At 49.6% G+C, this 15,925-nt stretch carries 14 protein-coding genes; 4 read left to right on the top strand and 10 right to left on the bottom strand.

The features are described from left to right. Nucleotides 1-178 precede the first annotated feature (178 nt). On the top strand, nt 179-1,294 hold the full coding sequence (locus B153_RS36250) for a BamA/TamA family outer membrane protein (RefSeq protein WP_051097385.1): 1,116 nt from the start codon (nt 179-181) through the stop codon (nt 1,292-1,294). A gap of 9 nt (nt 1,295-1,303) precedes the next feature. Here B153_RS36250 and B153_RS0131215 read toward each other — a convergent pair whose 3' ends face one another. The 3 genes from B153_RS0131215 to B153_RS0131205 form a co-directional block, all read right to left on the bottom strand. Then, on the bottom strand, nt 1,304-1,861 hold the full coding sequence (locus B153_RS0131215) for a D-sedoheptulose-7-phosphate isomerase (protein ID WP_020600685.1): 558 nt from the start codon (nt 1,859-1,861) through the stop codon (nt 1,304-1,306). Nucleotides 1,862-1,905: 44 nt separating this feature from the next. Then, on the bottom strand, nt 1,906-2,856 hold the full coding sequence (locus tag B153_RS0131210) for an ROK family protein (protein ID WP_020600684.1): 951 nt from the start codon (nt 2,854-2,856) through the stop codon (nt 1,906-1,908). 86 nt (nt 2,857-2,942) lie between these two features. After that, nucleotides 2,943-3,812: a carbon-nitrogen hydrolase gene (locus tag B153_RS0131205; protein WP_020600683.1), complete on the bottom strand. Its 870-nt coding sequence runs from the start codon at nt 3,810-3,812 to the stop codon at nt 2,943-2,945. 141 nt (nt 3,813-3,953) lie between these two features. Between B153_RS0131205 and B153_RS0131200 the strand changes: the two genes are divergently transcribed. After that, nucleotides 3,954-5,051, top strand: a complete 1,098-nt coding sequence (locus tag B153_RS0131200; RefSeq protein ID WP_020600682.1) for a Gfo/Idh/MocA family protein — start codon at nt 3,954-3,956, stop codon at nt 5,049-5,051. A gap of 6 nt (nt 5,052-5,057) precedes the next feature. Here B153_RS0131200 and B153_RS0131195 read toward each other — a convergent pair whose 3' ends face one another. Continuing rightward, nucleotides 5,058-5,885 carry a universal stress protein gene (locus tag B153_RS0131195; RefSeq protein ID WP_020600681.1) on the bottom strand — a complete coding sequence of 276 codons (828 nt, stop codon included), beginning with the start codon at nt 5,883-5,885 and terminating at the stop codon, nt 5,058-5,060. A gap of 340 nt (nt 5,886-6,225) precedes the next feature. Between B153_RS0131195 and B153_RS0131190 the strand changes: the two genes are divergently transcribed. After that, nucleotides 6,226-6,459, top strand: a complete 234-nt coding sequence (locus tag B153_RS0131190) for a hypothetical protein (protein WP_020600680.1) — start codon at nt 6,226-6,228, stop codon at nt 6,457-6,459. 77 nt (nt 6,460-6,536) lie between these two features. Here B153_RS0131190 and B153_RS0131185 read toward each other — a convergent pair whose 3' ends face one another. Next, entirely contained in the window at nt 6,537-7,151 is a 615-nt protein-coding gene (locus tag B153_RS0131185; protein WP_026262591.1) for a class I SAM-dependent methyltransferase, read from the bottom strand. A 242-nt stretch (nt 7,152-7,393) separates the two neighbouring features. Between B153_RS0131185 and B153_RS0131180 the strand changes: the two genes are divergently transcribed. Continuing rightward, nucleotides 7,394-8,383, top strand: a complete 990-nt coding sequence (locus tag B153_RS0131180) for an aldo/keto reductase (RefSeq protein WP_020600678.1) — start codon at nt 7,394-7,396, stop codon at nt 8,381-8,383. A gap of 24 nt (nt 8,384-8,407) precedes the next feature. Here B153_RS0131180 and B153_RS0131175 read toward each other — a convergent pair whose 3' ends face one another. The 5 genes from B153_RS0131175 to B153_RS0131155 form a co-directional block, all read right to left on the bottom strand. Continuing rightward, on the bottom strand, nt 8,408-9,409 hold the full coding sequence (locus tag B153_RS0131175; protein ID WP_020600677.1) for a hypothetical protein: 1,002 nt from the start codon (nt 9,407-9,409) through the stop codon (nt 8,408-8,410). 50 nt (nt 9,410-9,459) lie between these two features. Continuing rightward, nucleotides 9,460-12,177, bottom strand: coding sequence for a hypothetical protein (locus tag B153_RS0131170; protein ID WP_020600676.1), 2,718 nt, complete (start codon nt 12,175-12,177; stop codon nt 9,460-9,462). 85 nt (nt 12,178-12,262) lie between these two features. Continuing rightward, the gene (locus B153_RS0131165) at nt 12,263-13,654 is read right to left on the bottom strand and encodes a protoporphyrinogen/coproporphyrinogen oxidase (RefSeq protein WP_020600675.1); all 1,392 of its coding nucleotides are present in this window, start codon (nt 13,652-13,654) and stop codon (nt 12,263-12,265) included. A gap of 102 nt (nt 13,655-13,756) precedes the next feature. Continuing rightward, the gene (locus B153_RS0131160) at nt 13,757-14,518 is read right to left on the bottom strand and encodes a glycosyltransferase family 2 protein (RefSeq protein WP_020600674.1); all 762 of its coding nucleotides are present in this window, start codon (nt 14,516-14,518) and stop codon (nt 13,757-13,759) included. 184 nt (nt 14,519-14,702) lie between these two features. Then, the gene (locus B153_RS0131155) at nt 14,703-15,866 is read right to left on the bottom strand and encodes an acyltransferase family protein (protein WP_020600673.1); all 1,164 of its coding nucleotides are present in this window, start codon (nt 15,864-15,866) and stop codon (nt 14,703-14,705) included. Nucleotides 15,867-15,925 lie beyond the last annotated feature (59 nt).

Genomic DNA, 15,925 nt, shown 5'->3' with positions numbered 1-15,925 from the left:
TGAAAGCATAAACCAGCATTGGACGGAATAAGTTAAAATCCGATTAAGGGTATCGGGCTAACGGTATTTAATTGTATTTTTCGTATAAGCAGACTGTATATCCGGGAATCGTATGAAAAATGACTCCTGGAAGATAGTTGGCCGTGTTTAGTTGATAACCCTGGAAGTTTGCTTGTCGATGCGTACCTATTTTTACGGGATGAGCCTGTTGTTTTTGATACTTGCCCATCCTGGCCGTTCAGGGACGCGGGCTCCTGGTTTGAATCAATCCCCAATGGTAGCTGATACAACCAAAGAGAACCACCGGTTTCATTTTATCCCACTCCCTGTTGTGTTTTACACACCCGAAACCCACGTGGCCTATGGGGCGTTGGGCGTTTTCCTGTTTCGAACCGATAGCACAGCCCGTACCTCAAATCTGGATTTTGCGGTGATTCACACCCAAAACGCGCAGACCGTTGTTGAGCCGACCTATACCATTTTCACAAGCCATGAAAAATACCTGATTCGGGGTTTTTTTCTGTATGCCGACTTTCCGGAGCTGTATTACGGCATTGGGCCGGGAACGACCGATAGCCAGGAGGAGTTGATTTCCTATAAAAGTTTGCGGGCCTACAACCGATTCCTGCGGAAAATAAAACCCGGCTGGTTTGTAGGTGTTCAGCAGCAGTATTTCAAAACATTCGATGTCAGTCGGTCATCGGATCGGCAAGTGCCTGCCCAGACACTCGTTGGCGGACTTGGTAGTGTTGTGAATGGCGTGGGGGTGGCTAGTATTGTCGATACCCGCGACAATATCTACTCGCCCGTTCGGGGCTGGTATGCCGATGTCTCGTTTATGGATTACGAAAAATGGATGGGCACCGAGTTTGATTTTACCAACTACCTGTTCGATATCCGGCATTACCATTCGCTGTCGCCCAAAACGGTACTGGCGGGGCAGTTTTATTTGAACCTGAATGTAGGCGAAGTGCCCTTTAAGCAGGCGGCTACTTTGGGCGGGTCGTCCTTGTTGCGGGGGTATTACAATGGTCGTTATCGCGATAACAATGCCGTCATTTTTCAGGCAGAGTTACGCCAGCGTCTCGTTGGCCGATTCGGTGGGGTTATTTTTGCCTCCGTTGGCGATGTGGCGCATAAACCCAGTGAATTTGCCATTCGTGACTTAAAACCGACAGGAGGAGCCGGTTTACGCTTTATGATTAGCCGAAAAGAGCACGTCAACGTCCGGTTCGATGCCGCCGTGGGCAATCATACCCACGGCTTCTACGTAAACATTTCTGAAGCGTTTTAAGCGTTCGGATTAACTGTCAATAAATCCATAACAAAGCATGTGGCAAATGGTCATCTGGGCATCTTCCACCCGGCCATAGTGACTATCCTGAACCGTAATGGATTCATGCGCTAGGTCGGCTAGTTTGCCCCCTTTACCGCCCACCAGGGCCATTGTGGTCAACCCATTCGCATTGGCCCATTCAACCGCTTTGACGACATTGGGCGAATTCCCACTAACGCTTAAGGTAAGTACCAGATCGCCGGGACGGGCGTAGTTCTCCAGTTGTCGCATATACACGTCCTCATAGGCATAATCGTTGCCGAGGGCTGTAATCCAGGAAATGCTCTCATTGAGCGACATGCACCGGAACCGTTTACCCATCCGGTCGGAAGCACTTTTGCCGAGATCCGTGATAAAGTGCGATACATTGGAAGCACTACCTCCATTGCCGAACGCAAATAACTGACGGTCGTCTTCCCAGCATTGTTTGATTAGATTAATAAAGTGCTCGACCCGGTCGATAGGGATGGCGTCGTAAGCTTTTTTCTGCTGGTCAAGGTAATTTTTAAAATACGTCTGATTCATGGAAAAGGGGAATGAATGATAAATATCGAATGATGAATGGTGAATTAGTTTGTTGCGTCCGCATTCATCATTAACTCTAAAGCTCCGATAGGTACGGCATCTTCGCCAAGTTTAGCGAGTAAAACGATAGGGGCAGGCTGGAAGGCGTTCATCACAAAGCGGGGTAGGGCCTGCCGAACAGCCGCCCGTAAGGGTTCGCCAATGAGCGAAAGACCGCCACCCAGCACGATAGCGTCGGGATGAAACAGATGGATCACATGCGACAAACCAAGCGCCAGTACCGAGCCTATCTGTTCGATCAGCATCCGGGCTACCGGGTCGCTGGCTTCGTAAGCGGGATGTAAAAAACGGGCTTCTTTGCCAGTCGCTCCCTGCTCATGCGCTTGCTGTACAGCCTGTTTCAAATACGAATCGTCGGGTAGCTGCGGAAGCAATGCCCGAATCTGCTGATCGACTGCCCAACCCGAAACGGTTTGCTCAATGGTCTGGCCTTCGCTCGATTCACTGGGCGGTACGAGCCACAAATGGCCGATTTCAGCTTCGCCGGGTAGTGCGCCATGATATAGCTTTCGATCAACGACCATACCACCCCCAACACCGCTACCCAGGGTTACATAAAATACGTTCTGAAACCCAGTCGCTACTCCGCGAAGGGCTTCACCCAGAGCGGCCACATTGGCGTCATTTTCTACTCGTACCTGCGCACCGGGTAGTTGCTGACGGAGCCAGTTGCCCAGGTCAAAGCCCGACCAGCCGCCAATCTGATGGGAGGTCGCAATTCGGCCCGTTTTCCAATCGACCGGCCCCCCAAACCCAACCCCAATCGACTGAATCGGTGTGGTGATCTGATCGATGGTAGCGGCAATTTGTGCCAGAATCCCTTCAGCCCCTTTCGCTGGGTCAATCGCCAGACGGAATCGCTGGGTAATCTGTTGCGAAGCGTCACTCGTAAACAACTGGAGTTTTGTTCCGCCTATTTCAATGCCAAGTCTCATAGTGAAGGTGTGAAGTAGGATGTATGATATAGGATGTATGATGTAATTGACTTTCACATCATACATCCTATATCATACTTCATACATCAATCAATGTATCGTTTTGTGATGGGTTGGTAGGAATCGATACGTCGGTCGCGGAAGTAAGGCCAGGTCGTTCGGTATTTTTCGGACAATTCCAGATCGACCGTTTGCACATGCACCAGTTCCTGATCATGGGGGGCCAGATACAATAATGAACCGAATGGATTGGCAACGAACGAACCGCCCCAGAATTGCTGATCGGCTTCACGGCCTACCCGGTTCACCGACACCACATGCACGCCATTGGCAATGGCATGGCTGCGTTGTATGGTCTGCCAGGCGTTGTATTGCTCCTCGTTTTGTTTTGGGTCAGGTTCGTTTGTATCCCAGCCGATGGCTGTTGGGTAGAACAGAATCTCGGCCCCCATCAGCGAGGTAATGCGGGCCGCTTCGGGATACCACTGATCCCAGCAAATCAATACGCCAATGCGGGCAAATTTGGTATCGAATACTTTATACCCCAGATCGCCGGGTGTGAAGTAGAATTTTTCGTAATAGCCCGGATCGTCGGGGATGTGCATCTTTCGGTACTTGCCCAGATACGAGCCATCGGCATCCAGTACGGCCGTTGTGTTGTGATAGAGTCCCTGCGCCCGTTTTTCGAATAGTGAGGCAATAATCACCACGCCCAGCTCACCAGCAACCTTACCCAGTCGTTCGGTCGTTGGACCGGGAATGGCTTCGGCCAGACTGAAATTATGGTGGTCTTCAACATCGCAGAAGTAAAGCGAAGTGAATAATTCCTGCAGACAAACGATCTGAGCCCCTTTTTGGGCGGCTTCCCGTATGTGGTCGATGGCTTTCTGAATATTGGCTTCGACATCTGCCGAGCAACTCATCTGCACCAAACCGATATTGACTTTTTTAGACATGCGACAAAATTAGGAGGTTCCATAGTTAGAACAGAAAACTTTTTGAGTTTGTCTGATAAAGTTTCAGGTTTCCTGATGGCTGCCAGGCGAATTACGCATACCAGCCATCCGGGAACATCAACCAGCAACCTTGAAATAACCATGACTTCGCGCAGAACCTTTCTTCATACTGCGGGCCTTACGGGCCTGGCAACGTCTCTTGCTCCGAATGCGCTCTGGGCGGCTACCCGATCCGCTAAAGATCGGCTAGGCGTGGCTCTGGTCGGTCTGGGCTATTACAGCACCGATCTGCTGGCGCCAGCGCTGCAAAAAACAAAGAACTGCTATCTGGCTGGTATCGTGACGGGTACGCCCGAAAAGGCGGAAAAGTGGAAAAAGCAGTACAACATTCCGGACAAGAATATTTATTCGTACCAGACTTTCGATCAAATTGCCAACAATCCCGACATCGATGTGGTGTATGTGGTATTGCCCCCGTCGATGCATGAGGAGTATGTGATTCGGGCTGCCAAAGCGGGTAAGCACGTATGGTGCGAAAAGCCAATGGCTGTAACGGCAAAGGAGTGTCAGAATATGATCGACGCCTGTGCGAAGAATAAGGTTTCGCTGGCCATAGGTTACCGACTGCATCATGAACCCAACACGCAGGAGTGGACGAAGGCGCTGCGAAGTGGAAAGATTGGTAATGTGCTGATGGTGAGTTGCTCGGCGGCTTATTATGATGCGCGTACCGACCACTGGAAGCAGAAAAAAGAAATGGGCGGTGGGGTTATGTACGATATGGGTGTATACGTGGTGCAGGGCGCACGACTGGCTACGGGCGAAGAACCGATTGCCGTGACAGCTCAACAGTATACTACCCGGCCAAACGTCTATAAGAATGGCCTGGACGAAACTTCCATGGTTCAACTCGTTTTCCCGAGCGGAGCACGGGCCGCCCTACAAACCAGCTATGGCATGAACATGAATTACCTGCATGTAACGGGGTCGAAAGGAACACTTTACATGGAGCCGTATTCGGGGTATAATGGTCAGAAAGGCGTTTGGAGTCATGGCGGTCGCATAGAACATCCCTACGAGGTACCCATGCAACAGGCGATGCAAATGGACGACGATGCGGCCGCCATTATGGCAAAAAAGCCACTGCTGGTACCGGGCGAAGAGGGGCTTCGTGATATCCGGGTTGTTGAAGCGATCTATGCCGCAGCAAAGTCAGGAAAAGAGGTGAAGCTAGGTTGATTCAGGCTACGCTCGCATAATCAGGACTGGGATAGGGGAGTGATTTAAAACATCTTCGGCCACACTTCCTTCGATCCAGTGCCGTAAGCCCGTGTGGCCATGTGTATAAAGCACAATCAGGTCGGCCCGAATGGACTGGGCATAATTCAGAATGCCATCGGGTACGGTATGGTCGTGGACAATTTTTAGGTTGTAATGATCAATGTCATTGGCTTCGGTAAAGTCGGCCACCCACTCCCGAATACCCTCGGGCTGACGACTGTCGGTGGGGGTGAGCACATAAACATACTGTCGGCAAAACTGATCGTCGAGTCGAAACGGGAATAGATGCGGTTTTTTTAATTCGTCGTCAAGATCGACGCCAAACACGATTTGCTGGGGATTAAATGAGTCTACTGGGTCCTTAACAACCAGCACGGGACAGGTGGCAAAGCGCGTTATGAGCTCGGCATGAGAACCCTCAATCCATTCCAGCAAGCCAGATGCTCCTTTGGAAGCCAGTACAATCAGATCGGCATGTTGCTCATTAATTGCGTTAATAAGGCCTTCTAAATTGCTGCCTAATTTAGGTGTAATGGTCACATCGGCATAGGCAGGATTAAGCGCCAAGTCATGAAGGGCTTTTTCGGCGTCTTTCCAGGCTTCTTCGTAGAGTGGCCCCATGTCCAGAGAAAGGCCCGTAACGCAATCGGCTACCCCCAAAGACGGAATATCATACAATACGGTATGGAGTAAAATGATTTCGGAAGTGTAGGTTCGGGCTATTTCGGCCGCTACATCGAGTGCATAGGTTGTGATCGGGCTTAGGTCGGTGGGCACCAGAATGGTTTTCATGGGGCAAAGAGCTTGTTAGTCAGGACAAAACAAGCTGGATTCAGATCGATAACCCATGATTTGGTGCAGTAAGCAACTTGATTAGAATCAGTTAGGCATCGATATGCTATAGATAGAACACGTACTGTTATGATTTTTATGATTCGCCCTGATCTGATCATAAAAATTGTAACAGTACGTGTTCTAGTTGTTTTATGGAACTGTCTGAAATAGGGTTGTTTAGGTGGGTGTATATTTTATATGTACGCTTTATTGTTTGAGTTGTATTATATAAAGTTACCAACCCTATTTGGTGAGCCGCCTGACTTTTGCTTATTTCGCCTGTCAACCCCGTTCGTTTATGCAACCCACCGATTTTACCAAACTCCCCGCCGATCAGCAACTCGACACGCTATATTTTGCTGGTGACATTCTGGCGAACCGCTACGAGGGCGACAATATTTTTCTACTCTACAATCTACGCGATTTTTACGTCGAACTTCGCTATGATGCCTTTACTAATCAACTGAATCACGTATCTGCCTTTCGGGATACGAATCAGTTGGAACCCTACCTGCCTTATCTGGTCGATTAGGATATTCAATGCGTTGTGTTGGGGTTATGTTGTTGATAGGTACAGGCGTAGGCCGTGTGTTAGGCTAACATCTGTTACTACTTTGTCAGTAAGAAATAGGTGTGACCGCCATTCCCTTCAGGAACAAAGATGTTTTCTACAACAATAAACCCCGTTTCGGTAAACCAGGTCTGATAAGTTGCGGCATCGGTGTGGCTCCAGTACATCTGAGTGCCCGGTTCAATCCAGTCCACTTCGGTGCCGGTCCACTCGCCAGCCCCTGCTATGCACAAAAAGTAACCGCCCGGTCTGAGCCATTGGTAAATAGCCTGGAATAAAGCAGGCTGCTCAGCCAGCGGAAGATGGATGATAGAGTATAAGGCAACAACACCCGTGAACGACTCGGCAGGAAAGGAGAGGGCCGACATGTCAGCAACTTCAAAGCGAGCCTGAGGAACGTTAATATGGGCTAGCTCGATCTGCACAGGTGAAACATCAATTCCCAGATAATCCGTGTATTGGCTAAGGTATTTCGCCGTTGGAATCCCATCGGCACAACCCAGTTCCAACACGGTACCCCCTACAGGAAGACGCCGGATAAAATTGACCAGCCAGCTCAGATACCGTTTCGAGTCCGTCTTTTCGAAGTATATCCGGTAGGAACTGCCCAGACGGTCATACCCCTGTTGTACCATGCGTTTAGGATCGTCCAAAGTTGTTGATTGTTGGTGAATTGGATAAACTATGCAAAGATATAGTCGGCTGAAGATCTAAAGCGGTGAAAGCATACTCGTCAAAGCAACAAGAATGAGATTGGGCTGTGGGAAAGATAGAGGTATAAACCTTGTTGGTTTGATTTTCGTAATTCCTTATTTGTATTTCGTTGTTTTTCGAGCCGGAGCGGATATAAGTTTGTTTGCTTAATAAATGAGATAAATGAACGATGAGCAGGACGATGCAAAAACGCACACTTGGCAAAAATCTGGACGTATCGGCCATTGGACTTGGCTGTATGGGAATGAGCTTTGGCTATGGACCGGCTGCCGATAAAGGCGATATGATCAGGCTAATCCGGGCGGCTGTCGAACAAGGAGTCAATTTCTTTGATACTGCTGAAGTATACGGCCCATTTACGAATGAAGAGTTGGTTGGTGAAGCGCTGGAACCCTTCAAAGGTCAGGTAGTCATTGCTACTAAATTTGGGTTTAATATCGATGAGGCTGGGAACCGACTGGAGGGGTTGAACAGCCGCCCCGAACGCATCAGACAGGTTGCCGAAGCGTCGATGAAGCGCCTTCGGGTAGATGCGATTGATCTGTTTTACCAACACCGCGTCGATCCTGAGGTGCCAATTGAAGATGTGGCCGGTACCGTACAAGATCTGATTCGCGAAGGAAAAGTAAAACACTTTGGCCTGTCGGAAGCAGGGGCACAGACCATTCGTCGGGCCCATGCTATACAAACGGTTACGGCCCTTCAGAGCGAATACTCACTATGGACTCGTCAGCATGAAAAAGAAATTATTCCGACTATTGATGAGTTAGGCATAGGGCTGGTGGCTTATAGCCCGTTGGGTAAGGGATTTCTGACGGGTAAAATTGATGAGAACACGCAATTTGCCGAAGGCGATATCCGGAATATATTGCCTCGATATACAGAAGAGGCCCGCATAGCCAACAAGGCACTGCTCGATTTGCTAAGTACCTTTGCCACTCGGCGCAACGCTACACCTGCGCAGATAGCCTTAGCCTGGGTATTGGCGCAAAAGCCCTGGATTGTACCAATACCCGGCACTACGAAATTGCATCGGCTAACGGAAAATAACGGCGCTGCTGCCATTGAACTTACTGCCGACGAGCTTCGGGAAATTGAAGAGGCTTCGTCTCGGATTCCTGTGATCGGGGCTCGTTATCCCGAACAAATGGAAAAGTCGACAGGGCTGTAACGGATCGTATACACCAGCCGATGGTCAAATCTGTAACCTCGATCGCACCAGGTCCAGCCAGATTGCCCGACCTTCGCAGTTCCAGTGCGTATCGCTTTTCAGGTAAGGCGATTGGGGGGCTTCCTTAAAGCGACTATAGGTGTTGATAGCAGGGACAGCCAGCTTTGGGTGGTTCTGAATCCGCTCAATGAGGTGATTATAGTCGCTACGCTCTCGCTCCAGAATAGTCGCTTTATTGGGAATAAGCGATAGGTAAACGGCAGCGAAACCCAATTGCTGGTATTGTTTGGCTACGGCGTTGATGCTGTCTACCAGGGTACTAACCTCCTGATCGGTCAATGTCGAAAATGAAGAGTTTAAAACATTAGCAGAATCAGTATCACTGTGTAAAAAAATATGTTGATGGTTTTGGGACAGGCTCACGCTGGAATTGGCGCGGTCGAACCAGGCCAGCGTGAGAGTTGCCTTCAACTCTTTAAACCAAAAGGCCCAATTACCGCTAAACAAGGCTGATTCGAGTCGCTCCTCTACATCGGTACGATGAAGTTCGGTACTAATCCGCTGCCATGTCGTGGGTTTCGGTGTCGGGTTCTTCGTTGTATCCTGTATGACGACAAACTCGCTAATGTGTTTGGCAAAATGCTCCCGAACGTGCCGCTCTACCGATTCGATCAGTAAGAGGTTGCGCTTCGATGGGTCGAGCTGGATACGTTGCTGATTATCCCAACCTACTCGCTGGTAGTGGCTCACCCGAAAATCGGACTGGCTCAGCCGTTGAGGCTCTGAAAAACTATCCCCAATCAGATAGAGCTGCGTTGAGGCTGTATCGCTGGAGCGATTCGAGGGGGGGCATACAGGCTGGGCTACTTTAAACTGGGGAAGAGCCGACAGGCGATATAAGTCCCCAAATCGATAATCGTCAACAATAACGCCCACACTATACAACCACCGCGACAGCGTGGTGGACAGGCCACCGCCCCACAGTAGCATAGCAAGCACTAAAACAAGATAACGAAATACACGCATGATAGTGGATCAGTGAACGGGTCGATTTAACGAGAAGCGAATCAGCCCGTTCACCTCAATCTAATACTGAATAGCTGAACGGCCTGTTTGATTCCGCTCAAAATCGATAATTCGTTTGTTCGTTCGTCGAACTGCAAAACTACTGGAAAATCGCTCGGAATGGGGCGTTCGCCAATAATCCGACCATTCAAATCATACAGGGTCGTAAACCCGCCCGATTGTACGCTAATGAGTTCGATGCCTGCGCCCAGGCGATGATAACGAACGTTATTACGACCAGACTGCAACGCCCGAACATCGAACATGCGTTGACCTCGCTGATCCAGAATGGTAACTTCTGTATCGGCCGCCCGAATGAGAAGCCAGTTCGTTTGTTCCTCATCGGGAAATAGTCGGAACGATCCACGACGAACCGGGCGGTACAACTGAGTCCGTTTGGCGATAAGGCCATTGGTGTTTATAGAAAACAGTTGACCTTCGTCGGCAATAGTCTGAATTAAGGTTTGGTCGGTAGGAATCAGGGCTGGGCCTACAAACCTGATTTCAGGCTCATCTTCATTTTTTCGCTCAATACGGGCCGGGAAATGCGGAAACTCACTTCCATTTTCGCGCCAGTAGTTCAAGGTTCCGTCGGCCTGCATACCCAGCACGTTCATGCCCGACGAAGTGGCCATAACCTGAAACGGTAGCTGCAACGGCCCTTTTCGTGGGGCTGTCATAATCCGGATGAAGGCCTTACGCTGCCGATCGAGGGCATAAATATGGCCATCCTGATGAGCTGCCAGGGCCACCAGATTGCGTTGTTGACTTCCCCGTGGACGAGCCAGATAGGATGGGTCAATGCCCTGTGGCAAGGGTATAGCCTGCAACAAAACTTCATTCCGATTGCGGATCGGATCAGCTACATACAACGTCCGGTCGGTCATGAACAGGTATTGAAGTCGGCCATTGTTCAGGAAATCGACTGCCAGTGCATTACTACGAATGGGACCATCCGTGTGGCTCTGAACAATTTTTTCCCCCTTAGGCGTAACCAGCACAAATTCACCGGCTTCATTTTGCGCATAGAACTGAGCCGAACTATCACTTAGATTGCCCGCTACGATGGGGGCCGCAATGAGCGGTGCTTCAAATTCAACCTTCTTCCGCAGAAGCAATTTATTGAGTACAGCCCGGCTGGCTCGTCGGGTCGTACGGCCCAAAATAACCGTTGATTGAATGTTTTGGTTGCCATAGCTGGCCTGATAGGCCATGTTTTCAAGGTTCGACAAGGTCGTACTGCCCGTTGCGGGGTCAACCTGGTCCAGCAGATTTTGCCAGGCTAGTGGCCAGGTTGGGGGAACCGTTGTTTGAGCCCGATTCAATCGAACCAGTGCCGTAAAATTAGCAGGGCGAAGGGTGGTGTTCAGTAGCTCAGCCTGCCGTTTATCCGCTGTCCATACAGTGCCACGTTGTACCTGTTGAAGGTAATCCTGCATGGCTTCTTCACTGTTGGCAACTATCAGAGCATTGCCGTGCAGCGTGGCCCAACTTTGCGCAAACCCCGCAAACAGGCTACTAAACAGGGAAGCAGGTAGCTCAGGAATGGGCAACTGTAACAGCTTATGACCCAGGTAGTCTTTGGGAGCAGATGGGGATTTGGCACCAGCCTGAAAAGCCGCCAGTTGATATAGGTTCGCCAGTTTTTTACCGTCTTTACCCGTTAGAATCAGAATCTGTCGGAGGGCTCCCGTTGGTGATTCGAGCCGAACTAACAGTAAATCACTACCCAGCGATTTGTATAGCGTTTGGGCGGCAGGTTTAATTTGATCGAAACGATCACGCAGGAAATCGCTGGAGGCCGACCCGAGTAGCCGACTCAATGAACTGCCAAAATGGTCTGCATCGCTAATGGCAATGTGATAGAGGGTGGCTGTTGATTGTGGGATCAGGTTGGCGTGTTGAATGCGCTGGGGCGTTTGATCGGCAAATAGATCGGCTACATCGCGTCGATTGCCAATCTGGTCAACCGCATAGCCAATCAGATGTGAGCGAGAAGCCGACTGACGAAATTGTAAGTTTAGTTCCTCCGGCAGAAACAGACGAACCAGTGAGCCTGCGTTGCTGAACAGCCCCTGAAGTACCTCCGGGCGGACTGATACCCCGGCCAGATGGTCGGCATCGATCCGGAAATCAGGTTCAGCCTGCGATAGCTTAAGGGGCTGGTGCATTCGCTTGGCCACATTTTCAATCAGGATTCCGGACACACTGCCGACCAGATAACCGTCCGTCAGGATGAATGAGCCAATCGGTTCATTCATGCGGGATACTAAATCCAGAATTTTTTCGCCCGAAAAGGTGTGGCTGAGTACCCGATATTGACGAGGATCAGGTGTAGTCAGGCGTTGGATAAACGGCTCATCTTTCGCCGAAATGGGAATGTAAAAGATGAAATCCAGGGTTGTTTTTGATAGGGAATGCAGGGAATATCGTACCTGCCGACCGGATATAAACTTAATAACCGTTGCGGAATCGGCGGTAGAATATAAAAATCGGTCCAACCGCCGACGAGCTTCATCAAAAACGGGTATTTGCCGGAGCGACATCTCGGTCCGTAGAACCCGGGGGGAAATGGTGTCCTGCAAACGGTCGCTTGTCAGGATCATCAGCGAACCGGGCGGAATTAACGACCCAACTGTACGAGATGCCGGAACGAACTGCCGATAGACCCACCAGCCTATCACCAGCACCACTATTGCTCCAGCACCAATCCAGATGTTTCGTTTCATAGGTTAAAAATAATCGATAGCCAATAGTAAGTAATAAACCATGACTTACTATTGGCTATCGACCGACATGTATCGGCTACATTCTCTATTTCCCCCACATCGCGTTGGCGGTTTCAGGGAATGGCAGTGTCAGTTCGGGAATGTTGGCCGCCACTCGGTTGGCCCATTCTACCCCCTGCATCAGCGAGTGGTCCTGATTACTAACCTCATACTTCCAGGCACCAAACCGACCCCGTGAATAGATGTCGAACGATTCCAGTTTGGGCAGAACGGCTTTCAAAATGCCATCCCGCTCTACCGATGGGGTTGGGTAGCCGTAATCGAAAGCCATATGGAATGTCGAGATCACATCGTCGGCCGATTCGATCAACTGATCGTCAATCAGGGCGCGTATGGTGTCGTCAATCAGCGTCTCGCGGTTAACGGGCTTGGCCGATGATTCGCTCGTTTCGGTCATCAGCGACCAGTGCTGGTTGATGTCGGGTACGTTGTTGGGGCTGTAATTGGAGAACACCGTAACCCGATAGTAGGGGCTGTTGTATTCCGGAAAATACATCCAGCACATGGTTTTCAGGCTTTCTTTAGGCTTCCCTTTCAGACCCACCCCTACGACATTGGTTGAAGAGTGCTTGAGTCCCTGCGCGGTTTGCACGGTTTCTGACTCGAGTCCTTCCACGCGTTGGGTAAACAGGTCGAGCGGCATCGTGCTCATCAGGTACTCATACTGAATCTCGTCGCCATTGGAGAGGATGAGTTTTTTCTCTGGGGCAATTACTTTCTCGACGGCTGTATTGAGTTTGATATATTCCCGGCCAATCAGATCGCCCACGGCTTCCCAAATACCACCCGTACCGCCGTGTTTAGGGAATTGGAACGTGCTATTAGGCCCCCACGAAAAATCGTCCTGATTGAAGATGATGTTTTTTGTTACCCGCTGCAGGTCGGTAATGGCTACCCGTTCACCCACCCAAACGGCATTCATATCCTCTGGAGGGTAAGCCCACACTTTAAAATTGTAGGGAAACATAAACGTTTCGGCCAGGCCCGGGCCAAAGGTGGCCAGAATCCATTCCCGGAAGTTCGCGGGTTTCTTATTAGTCGGAAATTTATAATTGTGAATGATGCCTTCCAGGCACTTCCACATCGTTTCGGGCGTGAGGTACTTGATGTTGTTCTGGAATGGATAGGGAACAAACCGACCCTCAATCCAGACCCACGACTCGCGCTGGTGACTGAGCCAGCCTTCTGCGCCCAAAGCTTTGTGCATCAGGTCATCGAAGTACTTATAGTGGGAAAACTGAACGTGGCCTCCTACATCCCAGGTGAAGCCTTTTTCATCCACAAAACTTTTAGATAATCCACCGATCCGGGCTTCTTTCTCAAGGACAACGAAGTCGGTAATGCCCAGTTCTTTCAGGCGGTAAGCCGCTCCCAGACCCGTGGGGCCAGAGCCTATAATAACGTACTTATACTTCATGGTTGAGTTGGATCAGACGAACGATGTAAGCTATATGATGTAAGGGGTTTACTGTAAACGTAGTGCATCAAATAGGCTGTATCATACATCTTACATCATTACTTACGCCGTAACTGGCTCGGGTTTTTTGAGTTCTTTGACTTTGTTGCCCAGATCAAATCGGAACTGTGCTAATTCTTTAAAACTCTGAATGCACACTTTCAGCAGTTTCCATTTTAAAATCGATACCGTACCCGTTAATCGTTCTTTGTGGGTAATTGGAATATCGAAGGTATTGTACCCGGCTTTTTTAGCCATTACAGCCAGAAAAATATTGGGCGCGAAGGGAGTTGGATTTGGGAGTTGAGCTAACAGTTTCCGTAAGAACGAACCCCGTATAAGCCGAAAGGGAATGTTGCTATCCTTGATGTAGGTGCCGTAAATAAAGGCTATGCTCCAGCGAAGGATTTTTGTGATAAATAAGCGAGCTGGTGCATCGAACCGTTCTTCGCGGTACCCCAGAATAAAAGGAGATTCATTCCGCTTCGCCCACAACTTGGCAAAATCTTCGGGTACAAACTGATCGTCGCTGTCGGTCTGGAAAACGTATTCTGAATCCAGGGCAACGGCCTGACGGTATCCATTCACTACGGCGTTACCGTGCCCACCGTTGGGTTGATGAACAACCATCAGCTTTGGATACCGACTTTTGATTTGGTCTAGAATAGCGCCGGTCTTATCGCGCGACCCATCATTGATAACGATCAGACGGGTGTTCTCGGTGGGGAATTGGTTGGTCAACAGATCGGTCCACAGCTTTACAACCGTTTCGATGACTTCTTCTTCGTTGTAAGCCGGCATTACAATAGACAGCAGGAGGCTCATTCAGTGTACTTTAGGGTGTTGGCGGTACGTCTGTCGTTTGCCAACAGGTTTGAAATAAGTTGGACCAACAGACATTGCCAACCCGATAGTTCATTCCTATCAATACTGCAAATATAGAAATAGTTGGTGGCTAAACGTAGGGAGTTAGCTAACGGTTGGCGTCTATAAAGTCCTTTCCGGCAAATTAGTAGGAAAATTTATCTTTTAGACTGTTGATCGGCTTTTCGATCAGATACCATGAAACCGTTGCCAGTAATACGGTCAGAAAAACGAAATAGGCGAATTGAAAAAAATAAGAACTGTTCAGAACGGGGAGTATATCCGTAATTCGATGCCAGGAGCGAACGGTAAAATGGGTAGGCCGGGTATGATATACGTTGAAAACGAAGTTATGATACAGGTATAAACCATAACTGATTCGCCCCATGTATTGACTAACCCGATTTTCCAATACCCATTTCATAACGCCCCCAAACCCAAGTACGGCTCGTCCAATCAGAAAGAAACCGAAAAGGGAAGCGGCCAGCCGTTCCCATACGTCCGACATGATGTTGTGATAGCCGCGCGGGGAATCCAGCGAAATCCATTGATTCAGTAAGCCCACGCCAATAAACCCGGCCAGACTCAGCCAGACCCATACCGACGACCGAAAGACTTTGTTGAACAGGTCACGGCGATAAAGCCAGCCATAGGCCATAATGGCTCCCAGCCCAAACGAGTCAAGGCAGGTCGGTGTTGACACATAGCCGATAAACCAGGGGAGGTAGGCCCGATAAAGTACATACCGCAGCCCGACACTGCCTACAATCATGCAGAGGGCCGTGATTGGTACATACCGACGAGGAACAAAAAACAGGAGTAAAGGGAGAAAAAGGTAGACCTGCTCTTCAACGGCCAATGACCACAAATGATCGACCGTTCCCATCCAGGTATGGTGTAAAGCGATGTAAATATTCGTAGCATACAGGGCTAACCAGGCAAATTTTTCCCGAACGGGTGGTTCATGGATAAGAGCCAGTACGATCAGGGTTAGGTAGTAAACCGGGAAAATGCGGATAGTTCGGCGGATGTAGAAGGTTTTGAGGTATTTACCCAGGCCACCGTTAGGCTGGTTGCTCAGTTTGTCTTTACTCGATAGTAAAATCCGGGTAATCAGAAAGCCGCTCAGTACAAAGAAAATCGTTACCCCTAAGGCCCCAAGGGCACCAACTGGCAATTCGATATGCTCCATCGTCCAGTGGTCGAACAACACTAAGGCAACAGCAATAAACCGGACCCCATCCAATTGTAACAGGTGGTTCAGAGCAGGGCGTGTGGGCTGTGTAGTAACTGGAGCGTTTGGCTGCATAAAGTGCATGTGGGTTTGGCGGTTGCAATTCGATGGTGATGGCAAACCATCAACTCGTA

Origin of the sequence: Spirosoma panaciterrae DSM 21099 (assembly GCF_000374025.1) — a bacterium.
Taxonomy (GTDB): Bacteria; Bacteroidota; Bacteroidia; order Cytophagales; family Spirosomataceae; genus Spirosoma; species Spirosoma panaciterrae.
This window is presented reverse-complemented; position numbering and strand designations above follow the sequence as displayed.

Bases quoted from the DNA above. Each gene is read 5' to 3' on its own strand.
- B153_RS36250 (WP_051097385.1), top strand. From the start codon at position 179: ATGCGTACCTATTTTTACGGGATGAGCCTGTTGTTTTTGATACTTGCC.
- B153_RS0131215 (WP_020600685.1), bottom strand. From the start codon at position 1,861: ATGAATCAGACGTATTTTAAAAATTACCTTGACCAGCAGAAAAAAGCT.
- B153_RS0131210 (WP_020600684.1), bottom strand. From the start codon at position 2,856: ATGAGACTTGGCATTGAAATAGGCGGAACAAAACTCCAGTTGTTTACG.
- B153_RS0131205 (WP_020600683.1), bottom strand. From the start codon at position 3,812: ATGTCTAAAAAAGTCAATATCGGTTTGGTGCAGATGAGTTGCTCGGCA.
- B153_RS0131200 (WP_020600682.1), top strand. From the start codon at position 3,954: ATGACTTCGCGCAGAACCTTTCTTCATACTGCGGGCCTTACGGGCCTG.
- B153_RS0131195 (WP_020600681.1), bottom strand. From the start codon at position 5,885: ATGAAAACCATTCTGGTGCCCACCGACCTAAGCCCGATCACAACCTAT.
- B153_RS0131190 (WP_020600680.1), top strand. From the start codon at position 6,226: ATGCAACCCACCGATTTTACCAAACTCCCCGCCGATCAGCAACTCGAC.
- B153_RS0131180 (WP_020600678.1), top strand. From the start codon at position 7,394: ATGCAAAAACGCACACTTGGCAAAAATCTGGACGTATCGGCCATTGGA.
- B153_RS0131175 (WP_020600677.1), bottom strand. From the start codon at position 9,409: ATGCGTGTATTTCGTTATCTTGTTTTAGTGCTTGCTATGCTACTGTGG.
- B153_RS0131170 (WP_020600676.1), bottom strand. From the start codon at position 12,177: ATGAAACGAAACATCTGGATTGGTGCTGGAGCAATAGTGGTGCTGGTG.
- B153_RS0131165 (WP_020600675.1), bottom strand. From the start codon at position 13,654: ATGAAGTATAAGTACGTTATTATAGGCTCTGGCCCCACGGGTCTGGGA.
- B153_RS0131160 (WP_020600674.1), bottom strand. From the start codon at position 14,518: ATGAGCCTCCTGCTGTCTATTGTAATGCCGGCTTACAACGAAGAAGAA.
- B153_RS0131155 (WP_020600673.1), bottom strand. From the start codon at position 15,866: ATGCAGCCAAACGCTCCAGTTACTACACAGCCCACACGCCCTGCTCTG.